At 64.5% G+C, this 13,858-nt stretch carries 7 protein-coding genes; 3 read left to right on the forward strand and 4 right to left on the reverse strand.

Annotated features, from left to right (window positions below):
• The first annotated feature begins 206 nt into the window (after positions 1 to 206).
• Both QRN70_RS11625 and QRN70_RS11630 read left to right on the forward strand, forming a co-directional pair.
• Positions 207 to 2,528: a TonB-dependent receptor gene (locus QRN70_RS11625; protein ID WP_285417811.1), complete on the forward strand. Its 2,322-nt coding sequence runs from the start codon at positions 207 to 209 to the stop codon at positions 2,526 to 2,528.
• Positions 2,529 to 2,660: 132 nt separating this feature from the next.
• Positions 2,661 to 5,189: a PepSY domain-containing protein gene (locus QRN70_RS11630; protein ID WP_285417813.1), complete on the forward strand. Its 2,529-nt coding sequence runs from the start codon at positions 2,661 to 2,663 to the stop codon at positions 5,187 to 5,189.
• A 114-nt stretch (positions 5,190 to 5,303) separates the two neighbouring features.
• Here the strand turns inward: QRN70_RS11630 and QRN70_RS11635 are convergent, their stop codons facing one another.
• From QRN70_RS11635 to ptsP, 4 genes are all read right to left on the reverse strand, one after another.
• On the reverse strand, positions 5,304 to 6,845 hold the full coding sequence (locus QRN70_RS11635) for an alkaline phosphatase D family protein (RefSeq protein WP_285417815.1): 1,542 nt from the start codon (positions 6,843 to 6,845) through the stop codon (positions 5,304 to 5,306).
• Positions 6,846 to 7,015: 170 nt separating this feature from the next.
• On the reverse strand, positions 7,016 to 8,749 hold the full coding sequence (locus tag QRN70_RS11640) for a PTS fructose-like transporter subunit IIB (RefSeq protein ID WP_285417817.1): 1,734 nt from the start codon (positions 8,747 to 8,749) through the stop codon (positions 7,016 to 7,018).
• An 11-nt stretch (positions 8,750 to 8,760) separates the two neighbouring features.
• Positions 8,761 to 9,702, reverse strand: a complete 942-nt coding sequence (gene pfkB / locus QRN70_RS11645; RefSeq protein WP_285417818.1) for a 1-phosphofructokinase — start codon at positions 9,700 to 9,702, stop codon at positions 8,761 to 8,763.
• Entirely contained in the window at positions 9,702 to 12,563 is a 2,862-nt protein-coding gene (gene ptsP / locus QRN70_RS11650; protein WP_285417819.1) for a phosphoenolpyruvate--protein phosphotransferase, read from the reverse strand. The genes pfkB and ptsP overlap by 1 nt, the downstream gene beginning before the upstream one ends.
• Positions 12,564 to 12,859: 296 nt before the next feature.
• On the opposite strand from ptsP, the gene cra reads away from it, so the two are divergent.
• Positions 12,860 to 13,855 (forward strand): catabolite repressor/activator, encoded by a 996-nt coding sequence (gene cra / locus QRN70_RS11655; RefSeq protein ID WP_285417820.1) that lies wholly within the window; start codon positions 12,860 to 12,862, stop codon positions 13,853 to 13,855.
• Positions 13,856 to 13,858 lie beyond the last annotated feature (3 nt).

A 13,858-nucleotide genomic window follows, 5' to 3' on the forward strand; every position in this document is an offset into this window, starting at 1 on the left:
GGCAAAGTCACCTGATGGCAAAGAGGCGGCAATGGTATTGATTCTTATTGACTGTGTAAAACCCGCGTGACGAATGAAACGGCAAAAACCGTAAGGACAAATTGTAAAGAATGTAAATTCAATGCAGATAGCAATGTTTCGCAATTGATACGAATACCTGTTTACCCTATATTCCGCGACCTCAAATCCTTGGGGAGGGGAATCCAATGTCACGTCAACCCGTACAATTGCCGGTCAGTTCACCACGTCTGCTCGCCTCTGCAATCGGCATGGCCATCACCGCCGGCTCCGCAGGCCACATGGTGTTCGCCGCTGAAAAGACCGACAGCAAAGCCTCCGGCAATGCCATCGCCCTGGACGCCACCGCCATCACCGGCGAAGCCCAGGACTCGACGTCCTACCAGGTCGAGAAAGCCTCCTCGCCCAAGTACACCGCGCCGCTGGTCGACACCCCGCGCTCGGTCACCGTCATTCCGCAACAAGTGCTCAAAGACACCGGCGCCCTGAACATGCAGGACGCGCTGCGCACCGTGCCAGGCATCACCTTCGGTGCCGGTGAGGGTGGCAACCCGCAGGGCGACCGGCCGTTCATCCGCGGCTTCGACGCCCAGGGCGACACTTACCTCGACGGCGTGCGCGACACCGGTTCGCAGAGCCGCGAAATCTTCGCCGTGGAAAACATCGAAGTCAGCAAGGGCCCGAACTCGGCCATCGGCGGTCGCGGCGCAGCTGGCGGCAGCATCAACCTGGTGAGCAAGAAAGCGCACCTGGGCAACTCGTTCGACGGTGGCTTCACCTGGGGCTCCGACCAGACCCAGCGTTACACGATGGATGGCAACTACCAGTTCAGCGACACCGCCGCTGGCCGTCTCAACCTGATGAGCCACGAGAGCAACGTCGCCGGTCGCGACAAGGTCGACTACGACCGTTGGGGCATCGCGCCGTCCCTGGCCTTCGGCCTGGGCACCGACACCCGCGTCAACCTCGATTACTACCATCTCGAAAGCAATGACACGCCGGATTCGGGCATCCCTTACACGATTCCTGCCGGTGGTTCGGCTGCGCGCACCAAGTCCAACCCGGACAAGCCGTACGCCGGCGGCGATCACAGCAACTTCTACGGTCTGGATCGCGACTTCCGCAAGGGCCGTACCGACACCGCGACCTTCGCCATCGAGCATGACCTGAGCGACTCGCTGACCATCAAGAACACCCTGCGTCACGGCACCAGCATGCAGGACTACATCCTGACCCAGCCGGACGACAGCAAAGGCAACGTCAACAACGGCACAGTGTGGCGTCGTGCGAACACGCGGGTGAGCAACACCGAAACCACCACCAACCAGACCGACCTGTTCGGCACCTTCTACCTCGGCGGTTTCAAGAACAGCTTCTCCACCGGTGTCGAGTACACCCGCGAGGAAAGCAGCAAATCTTCGTACAACGTCAACACCGACACCACGCCGCGCACCAGCGCCGCGACCACCAACTGCACACCGTCGATGATCGGCGCCTCGAGCGGCTACAACTGCACCTCGCTGGCAAACCCGAACCCGAACGATCCGTGGAACGGCGCGATCTCGCGCAACTACGCCGGCACCGACACCCAGTCCGATACCTACGCGCTGTATGCGTTCGACACCCTGGAGCTGTCCGAGCAATGGCTGGTGAACATGGGCTTGCGTTACGACCACTTCGAAACCGGCTACAAGACTTACACCAACGCTGGCACCACCACCTCCAGAGGTTCGGACACCAGCGAGTTCGTCACCGGTCAGTTCGGCATCGTCTACAAGCCGGCGGAAAACGGCAGCATCTATGCGTCCTATGCCACCTCCGCCACACCGCCGGGCAACACCCTGGGTGAAGGTCAGGAAGGCAACCCGCTGGGCGGCACGCCGGATCGTAACGGCAACCTGCTCAAGAGCGACATGGAGCCGGAAACCACCAAGAACTACGAAATCGGTACCAAGTGGGATCTGCTGAACGATCGCCTGTCGCTGACCGCCGACATCTTCCGCACCGAGAAAGAAAACGCTCGTGTCCAGGTTGATACCACCTCGTACGAAAACGCCGGCAAGACTCGTGTACAAGGTATCGAGTTGTCCGCCAGCGGCAAGATCACCGACAAGTGGCAAGTGTTCGCCGGTTACGCCTACATGGACAGCGAACAGGTTGACGGTGGTGACCTGCCGGCCAACAAGGCCAACAACGGCAACGAGCTGCCCAACACGCCGAAAAACAGCGCCAGCCTGTGGACGACCTATCAGGTCACGCCGAAGCTGACCATCGGTGGTGGTGCGTTCTATGTCGACGACGTTTTCGGCAGCGTGGCCAACACCACCATGGTCGATTCCTATGTGCGTTACGACGCGATGGCCGCCTACAAGCTGAGCAAGAACGTCGACCTGCAACTGAACGTGCAGAACCTGACCAACGAGATCTACTACGACAAGGCCTTCTCGACTCACTTCGCCAACCAGGCGGCGGGCCGTACGGCATTGCTGAGCACCAACTTCCACTTCTGATCGAAGAGGAAAGCCTCGGGCCCCGTTCATTCATTTGAGCGGGGCTTTTGTGCGTAATAAAGAACGCTTCTCGATAACCCACGGCATAATGCGCGCCGTGATGACAATTTTCGTACGGACAAGGCGAGCGACGTGTTGAAGAAAACCCTGTTCCAGTTGCACTGGTTTTTTGGCATCACCGCCGGCCTGGTGCTGGCCCTGATGGGCATCACCGGGGCTGCGTATTCGTTTCAGGACGAAATCCTGCGCGCGCTCAACCCGTCGGTGCTGCAGGTGGAGAAACAGGTCGCCGGCGTCCTGCCGCCCGCCGAACTGGTCGAGCGCATCGAAGCCGCGGCCGGCAAGAAAGTCTCGATGCTCTGGGTCGAGACCGACAGTGGCAATGCCGCGCGGGTGTTCTTCACGCCGCCCAAAGGCGAGCGTCGCGGCGAAATGCGCTACTTCGATCCGTACACCGCCGAGTTCATGGGCGATGCCACCGGCCAGGACTTCTTTGGCCTGATGCTGCAATTGCACCGTTTCCTCGCCATGGGCGACACCGGGCGCAACATCACCGGCGCCTGCACCCTGATGCTGCTGTTCTTCTGCCTGTCCGGCCTGTACCTGCGCTGGCCGCGCCAGTGGCAGAACTGGCGCGTGTGGCTGACCCTGGACTGGCAGAAAAAGGGCCGCAGTTTCAACTGGGACCTGCACTCGGTGGCCGGTACCTGGTGCCTGCTGGTGTACCTGCTGCTGGCGTTGACCGGGTTGTCGTGGTCCTACGAGTGGTACAACAAAGGCCTGACCCGCCTGCTCTCCGATGCGCCGCAGAACGAACGCGTGCGCGGCGGTCGCGGCCCGGCGCCGGAAGGTCCGGCACCGAGCGCCGATTACGCGGCGATGTGGAGCAGCATCTACAGCGCGGCGGGCCCGGGCCTGTCCGCCTACAACATCCGCATGCCGCCCGTGGCCGGGCAACCGGCGACGGTGTTCTACCTGCTCGACAGCTCGCCACATGATCGCGCGTTGAACCAGATTACCCTCGACCCGGCCACCGGTATCGTCAAACGGGTCGACCGCTACGCCGACAAGAGCTTCAAGGCGCAGTTGCTGACCAGCATCTACGCGCTGCACGTCGGCAGTTATTTCGGCCTGGCCGGACGGATCATCGTCACCGTCGCCGCGCTGTGCATGCCGCTGTTCTTCATTACCGGCTGGCTGCTGTACCTCGATCGCCGCCGCAAGAAACAGCACATCAGGAACGCCCGCCAGGGCCTCGAACAACCGGCCGGCGATGCACCGGCGTGGCTGATCGGTTTCGCCAGCCAGAGCGGTTTTGCCGAGCAACTGGCCTGGCAGACGGCCGGCCAGTTGCAGGCGGCCGGCCTGCCGGTGAAGGTGCAGCCACTGGCGAATGTCAGCGCGCAGGACCTGCGTGAATCGCACCATGCGCTGTTCGTGGTCAGCACCTTCGGCGACGGTGAAGCACCGGACAGCGCCCGTGGTTTCGAGCGCAAGGTGTTGAGCAGCGCGTCACGACTCGACAGCCTGAACTACGCGGTGCTCGGTCTTGGCGATCGGCAATACCAGCACTTCTGCGGTTTCGCCCGGCGCCTGCACCAGTGGCTCGGCGAGCACGGCGGCAAGACCCTGTTTGCCCCGGTGGAAGTCGACAGCGGCGATCCGTACGCCCTGCGTCACTGGCAGACCCAGCTCGGCCTGCTCACCGGACAGGCACCGGTCGACACGTGGGAGGCGCCGAGCTACGACAACTGGACGCTGCGGCGGCGTGAACTGATGAACCCCGACAGCAGTGGCTCGCCGGTGTACCTGCTGGGCCTGACGGCGCCGAGCACCAGCAGTTGGCTGGCCGGCGACCTGGTGGAAGTGCTGCCGCGCAACTGCGCCTGGGCCATCGAGCATTTCCTCGACGGCCTCGGCATTCGTGGCGAGACACCGGTGACGATCAACGGCCTGCAGGAACCGCTGGAAGTGGCCCTGGCCAGCCGTCAGTTGCCGGAGCATCGTGCCCACCTGGTCGGCCTGCATGCCCAGGCGCTGGTCGATGCCATGGTGCCGCTGGCGATGCGCGAATACTCGATCGCCTCGATTGCCGCCGACGGCGTGCTGGAGCTGATCGTGCGCCAGGAACTGCACAGCGACGGCAGCCTCGGCATCGGCTCGGGCTGGCTGACCGAACACGCACCGGTGGGCGGCAGCATCAGCCTGCGCGTGCGCCGCAACAGCGGCTTCCACCTGCCCAACGCGCCGGTGCCGATGATCCTGCTGGGTAACGGCACCGGCCTGGCCGGGTTGCGCAGTCTGCTCAAGGCGCGGATTGCCGATGGCCAGCAACGGCACTGGCTGCTGTTCGGCGAACGCAACCGCGAGCACGACTTCCTCTGCCGCGCAAAGCTGGAGGAGTGGTTGATCAATGGCGATCTGGCGCGCCTGGACCTGGCGTTCTCGCGCGATCAGGCACAGAAAATCTACGTGCAGGATCTTCTGCGCGAATCCGCCGCCGAGCTGAAGCAGTGGCTGGCGGACGGCGCGGTGATCTACATCTGTGGCAGCTTGCAAGGCATGGCGTCAGGGGTGGACCAGGTGCTCAACGACGTGCTCGGCGCAGCCGAAGTGGAACGCCTGATCGAGCAGGGCCGCTACCGTCGCGACGTTTATTGATGACGCCAAAGAGCCCCTCACCCTAACCCTGCCGAAACATCGGACCGCCTAAAAGGGGGCGGTCCGACGTTTCAGATGGGCTGGGGTGAGGGGCTGTTGGTTTTGCCGGCCTGCTCAGACCGGCTGCAGCTTCTGCTCGAACACCGCTACGCCATTGAGATCGCGCAACACCACACTCATCTCGCCGCTGCGCCCATCGATATTCACCTCGCCAAAGAACTGAAACCCGGCAAACGGCGAGGCGTTCTGTACCGCCGGTGCCTTCTCGAATACCACCTGCGGGCCGAAGGTCTTATCCAGTGGATTGGGGCCGAAGCTGCCGGCATTCAAAGGCCCGGCGACGAACTCCCAGAACGGCTCGAAATCCTGAAAGGCCGCGCGATCCGGGTGGTAGTGATGCGCCGCGCAGTAATGCACGTCTGCGGTGAGGAAGACGAAATTGCGCACCTGCTGCGCCCGCAGGAAACCCAGCAGCTCGGCGATTTCCACCTCGCGTCCCTGGGCCGGGCCGGGATCGCCATTGGCCACGGCCTCCCAGCGCGCGACGCCAGGACTGACCTCGCCATCCGGCACACCGAGGCCAATCGGCATGTCGGCGGCGATCACCTTCCACTGCGCCCTGGAATGCTTCAACCCACGCTTGAGCCAATCCAGTTGCTCACGCCCCAGAAACGGTTTGGCCGCGCCCAGGTTGTCGTCGTTGGCGCCGCGATAACTGCGCATGTCGAGCACGAATACATCGAGCAGCGGCCCGTAACCGAGCTTGCGATAAATCCGCCCGCCACCATCGGCGGCCTGCAGGCGCATGGGGGAATATTCCAGCCAGGCCTTGCGCGCACGCCCGACCAGGGTGTGGATATCCTTTTCCTGATAACGCTCGTCGAGCTGCTTGCCCGGCGACCAGTTGTTGACCACTTCGTGGTCGTCCCATTGCCAGATCTGCGGCACCTCGGCGTTGAAGCGGCGAATGTTTTCGTCCATCAGGTTGTAGCGATAATTGCCACGGTAATCGTCCAGGGTCTGGGCGACCTTGCTCTTGGCTTCGCTGGTGATGTTGCGCCACACGCGGCCACCCTCGGTGGTCAGTTGCGCCGGCACCGGGCCATCGGCGTAGATGGTGTCGCCGCTGTGGATAAAGAAGTCCGGCAGGCGCAGGCGCATGGCTTCGTAGATGCGCATGCCGCCGATGTCCGGGTTGATCCCGAAACCCTGGCCGACGGTGTCGCCACTCCACACAAAACGAATGTCGCGCCGCGCCTTCGGCACGCTACGCAGGTGCCCGAGCCACGGCTCGCTGGCGACGCCGGTCTGCGCATCCTTGAAATACACGCGATAGAAAATCGCCTGATCGGCGGGCAGCCCGCGGAGTTCGACCCGGGCGGTGAAGTCGCTGCGCGCATCGGCCAGCGCCGAGGTCAGTCGACGCGGATTGCGAAACTGGCTGCGAGTGTCCCACTCGACCACCATGTGCGCGGGACGATCGCTGCGACTCCAGATCATCGCGCGATCCCCCAGCAGATCGCCGGACTGCACGCCATCGGTGAGCTGCGGACGATCCTTGACCGAGGCGATCACCGCCGGCGCCAGCCCCGGCATCAGCAGCCCGGCGCCGACCACTTGCATGACCCGGCGCCGACCGATGTTGAAATCGCTCATGCTGTTCTCCCTGCAAAAAGGAAAACTTAAGCACGCGATCATGAATCGGGGATGACAACCTATCTTCTGTGGCAGCGAGCTTGCTCGCGAAAGCGTCGGATCAGTCAACACAGGTGTTGAAGGTCAAAGCGCATTCGCGAGCAAGCTCGCTCCCACACGTTTTCGCGGTGTCACGCCTTCGCGGGTTCCAGCGCCAGCTCCACGGCTTCCGAACGCTTGACCAACGCATACACCAACGCTGTCAGCAGACTGCCGGCGACGATGGCGAGCAGGTACAACAGCGCATGGTTGATCGCGTTGGGAATCGCCAGCACGAACAGGCCACCGTGCGGCGCCATCAGCTTGCAACCGAAGTACATCGACAACGCCCCGGTCAGCGCGCCGCCGGCAATGCTCGCCGGAATCACCCGCAGCGGGTCTTTCGCGGCAAACGGAATCGCCCCTTCGGAGATAAAGCACAGCCCCAGTACCAGCGCGGCCTTGCCGGCCTCGCGCTCGGTCTGGGCGAACTTGCGCCGGGCGATGAAGGTGGCGATCCCCAGGCCAATCGGCGGGACCATGCCGGCCGCCATGGTCGCCGCCATCGGCGCGTAGCTCTGCGACGCCAGCAGGCCGACCGAGAACGCATACGCAGCCTTGTTGATCGGCCCGCCGAGGTCGACGCACATCATGCCGCCGAGCAGCACACCGAGCAGGATCGCGTTGGTGGTGCCCATGCTGTCGAGGAACTGCGTCAGCGCCGCGAGCATGCCGGCGACCGGTTTGCCGACCACGTAGATCATCACCAGACCGGTGATCAGGCTGGCGAACAGCGGGATGATCAGGATCGGTTTCAGCGCTTCGAGGCTCTGCGGCAGGGCCACGTAGCGACTGATCAACTTGGCTGCGTAACCGGCGATGAACCCGGCGACGATCCCGCCAATGAACCCCGCACCGAGGGTGCTCGCCAGCAGGCCGCCGATCATCCCCGGCGCGAGGCCCGGACGGTCGGCGATCGAGTAGGCGATGTAACCTGCCAGCAGCGGCACCATCAGCTTGAACGCGGTTTCGCCGCCGATCTGCATCAGCGCCGCCGCCAGCGTGCCCTCCTCCTTGAACGCGGTGATGCCGAAGACGAACGACAGCGCGATCATCAGACCGCCCGCCACCACCATCGGCAGCATGAACGACACACCGGTCAGCAGGTGTTTGTAGACCCCGGTTTTCTCTGGCTTGGCGGTTACCTTGCCGGCGCCGCCAGCGCTTTCCTGCTGGCCTTCGGCGAGGGCTTTTTGCAGCGTGGCTTCGGCGTGCTTGAGGGCGACGCCGGTGCCACAGCGATAGATTTTCTTGCCGGCGAAACGCTCGGTGGCGACTTCGATGTCCGCCGCCAGCAGCACCACGTCCGCCTCGGCAATCGCCGTCGCGCTCAACGGATTGCGCGCACCGACCGAGCCCTGGGTTTCCACCTGCAGCTCGTAGCCCAGGCGCTTGGCGGCCTGCTGCAAGGCCTCGGCAGCCATGAAGGTGTGGGCAACGCCGGTCGGGCACGCGGTGACCGCCACCAGGCGCGGAACCTGGGCGCTGTCGACCACGGGGGCAGGTTCACTCGCGACATACACCTGCGCCTCGCTGGCACCACGGCGCAACACGTCCTCGACATCCTGCAAGGCTTGCGCCGGAGCAATCTGGAACACCCGCTTGCCGACGAAGCGGCTCATGTCCACCAACCCGGTGGTCACCAGCAACACCCACTCCGCGGCTTCGATGGTCGCGGCCGACAACTGGCGTTCCGGATGCGCGGCATCCACCACTTCGACGCTGGTGCTCCAGCCCTGCCGCTGGGCCGCGGCATCCAGCAGGCGAGCGCACAGCACACTGGTGACCATGCCGTTCGGGCAGGCCGTGACAATGGCTAACTTCATGACAAACCCTCTTATTGTTCTGTCAGGGGGCGCACGCGCACACCCTGTTCGAGCGACGCCAGCTGCGCCGCGTCGTGAATGCCGAAACCGATCTGCGTCACCGCTTGCGCGGCAATCGCCGTGGCCGTGCGCAGGGTCTGCTCGGGCGTATCGGCGCTGAGCAAGCCGTGAAGCATGCCGGCCAGCAGCGAATCGCCAGCGCCGACCGTACTGGCGACGCTGACCTTCGGCGGCGAGGCATGCAGCGCCGAGCCGACGCTGAACCAGTTGACCCCGTCGGCGCCCTGGGAAATCACCACATGCTCGATGCCCTGCGCATGCAGCCGACTGGCAGCCTGCGCTTGAGCTGCCTGGGAAACCACCGCGCAGCCGAGCGCGTCGGCCAGCTCCTCGGTGTTCGGCTTGATCAGCCACGGGCCGGCCTGCAGCGCAGCGCGCAGCGCCTCGCCACTGGTGTCCAGTGCGACTTTCAGGCCGAGCTGGGTCAATTGCTCGAGCAACTCACGCAACCACTGCGCCGTGACGCCGCGCGGCAGGCTGCCGGCGACCACCACGGCGTCATGCCCAGGGGCGATCTGCAGCAGGCGCTCGAGCAACGCCTGCTGCGCCGCCGCCCCGACCACCGGCCCCGGGCCGTTGATGTCGGTGATACGGCCGTCATGCTCGGCGATCTTGATGTTGCTGCGGGTTTCGCCCGGTACGCGGATGAAGGCGTCGACGAAACCGCGTCGGGCAAACAGACTTTCGAACGCTTGCAGGTTGTCCGCGCCGAGAAAACCGCTGACCGTCAGTTGATGACCGAGGTCGGCCAGCACCTGCGCGACGTTCACGCCCTTGCCGGCTGCATGGGTATGCATCTCGTCGCTGCGATTGACCTGCCCGGCATCCAGACGCGGCAATTGCACCGTCAGGTCCAGCGCCGGGTTGAGGGTCAGGGTGAGAATCCTGGCCATTACAGGGCCTCCACTAATGCGCGCACTTCATTGGCGCTGCCCACGGTGAGGGCTTGTTGAGCAAGGGTTTGCGCCTGAGTCAGGCTGAGTTCGCGGATGCGTGCCTTGACCTCGGCGATGCTGCGCCCGGACATGCTCAGCTCATCCACACCGAGACCGACCAACACCGGCACCGCCAGTGGATCGGCCGCCAGCTCGCCGCACACGCCGACCCATTTGCCATGGGCATGGGCCGCGCGCACGGTGATGTCGATCAGTTGCAGCACCGCCGGGTGCAGGCCGTCCGCCTGGGCGGACAGCGTCGGGTGACCACGGTCGATGGCCAGGGTGTACTGGGTCAGGTCGTTGGTGCCGACGCTGAAGAAGTCGACTTCCCTGGCCAGCACCGGCGCCAGCAATGCCGCGGACGGCACTTCGATCATGATCCCCAGTTGCAGGTCGGCGACCGGGATCTCCACGCGCAGACGCTCGGTCATGGCGCGGGCCTGACGCCACTCTTCGACGCTGCCGACCATCGGGAACATGATCCGCAACGGGCGGTTGTCCGCCGAGCGCAGCAAGGCGCGCAACTGCGCTTCCATGATCTGCGGACGCTGCAGGGTCAGGCGAATGCCGCGCACGCCGAGGAACGGGTTTTCTTCCTTGGCGATCGGCCAGTACGGCAGCGGCTTGTCTCCGCCGACATCCAGCGTACGCACCACCAGCGGCCGGCCGGCCAGACCGTCGAGGACGAGGCGGTATTCCGCTTCCTGAGTCGCTTCGTCCGGCGCCTGCGGGTGAGCCATGAAAATCAGTTCGGTGCGCAACAGGCCAATGCCTTCGGCGCCCTGCTCCACTGCAGCGCTGACCCCGGCGCTTTCACCGATGTTGGCGAACACCTCGACGGCGTGACCGTCCGTGGTGTGCGCCGGTTGATGACGTTGTTCGGCGGCAGCCTTGAGACGCTGCTCGCGGCTGTCGCGTTCTTCGGCGGCGCGTTGCAGGGTCGCAGCATCAGCGTCGACGTGCAGGCGGCCGCGCTGGCCGTCGAGCAGCAACGGCGTGCCCGGTTCCAGCAGCAACACCGCAGCACCCGCCCCCACCAGTGCCGGGATACCCAGGGCACGGGCGACAATCGCGCTGTGCGCGGTGGCGCCGCCGCGGGCGGTGAGAATCCCCGCCACCCGTACCGGATCGAGCCGCGCCACATCGGACGGGCCGACCTCATCCATCACCAGAATGTACGGTTGCTCCGGCTCACTGGCCGACTGCACGCCGCACAGTTGCGCCAGCACCCGGCGGCCGATATCACGCAGGTCGGCGGCGCGCTCGGCGAGCAAGGCGTCCTGCAACGTCTCCTGTTGTTTCGCCGCGGCTTCGATCACCGCCATCCACGCCGCTTCGGCGCTCTCGCCCTGCTTGAGGCGAGTGTCGACTTCGTCGGTGAGTTCCGGGTCGTCGAGCATTTCCTGGTGGGTGATGAAGATCTCGCGGATCGCCTTGGCCTGGCTGCGCTCGATCAGGTTCTGGATATCGCCGCGCACGTCGGCCAGCGCTTGCTTGAGGCGCTCGCGCTCGATGGCGGCGGATTCACCGCGCAACGGGTAATCGAAATGTTGCTGAACCTGGATATGCGCCGGGCCGATGGCGATCCCCGGTGCGGCGGCAATCGCCTGCAACAGGCTGCCGGAGGCCGGGGCGATCACGACTTCGGCGATGTCGGCGACTGCTTCGCGCGATTCGCTGACGGCGGGCAGCGGCTCGACTTCTTCGCCGAGCCCTTCCTCGATCGCGGCGAGCAATGCCGGCAAGGCGTCGGCGGCGATGCTCGGTTCGGCAATCAGCTCCAGCACCTGGCCGCGGCGCGCGCCGAGGCTGAGCAGCTTGCTCAGGCTCTTCACCGACACCGCACTGTCCTGGCCGTCGACAATGCGCACGCGGATTTCACCGGCAAAACTTTTCGCCAGTTGCGCAAGGATCTTCGCCGGCCGCGCGTGCAAGCCGTGGGCGTTGGCCAGGGCAATGCGCGCACTCGGCCAGTCCGCCGGCAGCTCGCCGCCCAGCACTTCGAGGACTTTGCGGCTGCTGGTGGCGCGGCCCAGTTCGTGGCCGCGACCTTCGATCAGCAGCGCGCACAAACGCTCGAGCAACGCCTGATGCGCCTCGCCGAGGCTGGCCAGGCAAAACAGACCGCTGAGCGGCTGGCCGAGGTAGCGCATCGGTTTGTCCGGGGTGACGAAAGCCAGGCCCGGGCGCTTCACCGTTTGCTCGCTGTGCAGCCACCACAGACCATCGCCGAGCGGCAGCGCTTCGACCTGCTGCAACACCCCGGCGAAACCGTTGCTCACGCAATCGGCCTGACGCAGCAGCCGTGCCCCACGCCAGACCAGTTCTTCGAAATCGTCGGCGGAAACGCCGAGGCCGATCATCTGCGCATCCAGGGCCAGTTCCTGAGGCGCGCCCTGCAGCAGTTTCAGCAGCGCTTCGGGGGAACTGGCGCGACGCAGGGCCTGACCGAGATCGGTCTCGCCGAGGGCGCGGGTCAGCAATTGCAACAGCCGCAGGTGTTCGTCGGATTTGGCGGCAATGCCGATCGCCAGATAGACGATCTGGCCGTCGCCCCAATCGACGCCGTCGGGAAACTGCATCAGCCGCACGCCGGTGGCGAACACTTGGTCGCGGGTTTGCGGAGTACCGTGGGGGATGGCAATACCTTGACCGAGAAAGGTCGAGCCCTGGGCTTCCCGGGCCTGCAACCCGGCGAGATATCCGTCGGCCACCAGGCCATCGGCGACCAGGTGATGAGCCAGCAATTGCAGGGCGGCGGGTTTATCCACAGCCGTCTGGCCCATGGATATCTGCTCAACAGTGAGCTCGAGCATGCGATCTCCTTTTTGGCCCATGAAGGGGCCAGGTATTGTTTTGAATGGTTGCAGCTTAGGCGCTTGTCGGCTTCCTTTTCAGGGGCAGTTTTGGCGGTTTCACGGCAGAACCGGCAAAAAGCGTCTAAAACGTAGAAAATACGCCTGCTGAAACGTTTAATCTAGATTGTTCGGCACGTTACTCGATAATGTCCCATTCTTGAAGTGCAACGTGTCGGTTGCGTTGCGACAATGGTCGCCTGCCCGAATCGGGTAGGATTGGCGCAAATGTCAGCCGAAAAACAAGGAAACCCCGGTTGAAACTCAGTGATATCGCGCGGTTGGCCGGAGTGTCCGTGACCACCGCCAGCTACGTCATCAACGGCAAGGCCGAACAGCAGCGCATCAGCAACGCGACCGTCGAGCGAGTGCGCGCGGTGGTCGACCTGCACGGCTTTACGCCCAATCCGCAGGCAGCCGGGCTGCGCAGCCGGCACACGCGGACCCTCGGCTTCATCCTGCCGGACCTGGAAAACCCCAGTTATGCGCGGATCGCCAAACTGCTCGAACAAGGCGCGCGGGCGCGTGGTTATCAACTGCTGATCGCCAGCTCCGACGATGCTCCGGACAGCGAACGGCAATTGCTGCAATTGTTCCGCGCCCGCCGCTGCGACGCGCTGATCGTCGCCAGTTGCCTGCCGGCCGGCGATGACAGCTACCGCCAGTTGCAGGCCAAGGGCCTGCCGATCATCGCCATCGACCGGGTGATGGAACCCGAGCATTTCTGTTCGGTGATCAGCGACGACCGCGAGGCCAGCCTGCACCTGACCGAAAGCCTGCTCGAACCACAGCCACGGCAGATCGTGCTGCTCGGCGCCCGACCCGAACTGAGTATCAGCCAGGAGCGCGCCGCCGGCTTCAGGCAGGCGCTCGCCGGCTTCCAGGGCGAGGTGCTGATCGAGCACGCCGAGTCGTTCAGCCGCGAGTGCGGCAAGCAGTTGATGGAAGAACTCCTGCAACGCCTGGGGCATTTGCCCGACGCCCTGGTGACGACGTCCTACGTGCTGCTGCAGGGCGTATTCGATGCGCTGCATGATTTTCCGCTGAAGTCGCGCCCGCTGCGCCTCGGTACATTCGGCGACACCCAGTTGCTGGATTTCCTGCCGCTGCCGGTCAACGCCATGGCCCAGCAGCACCAGTTGATCGCCGACAAGGCCCTGGAACTGGCGCTGGCCGCCGTCGAGCAGGCCGATTATCAGCCGGGCGTACAGGCCATCCCGCGGACCTTCAAGCAGCGTATCTATCGGGACTGAGTC

Origin of the sequence: Pseudomonas sp. efr-133-TYG-5, assembly GCF_030209175.1 — a bacterium.
GTDB lineage: Bacteria > Pseudomonadota > Gammaproteobacteria > Pseudomonadales > Pseudomonadaceae > Aquipseudomonas.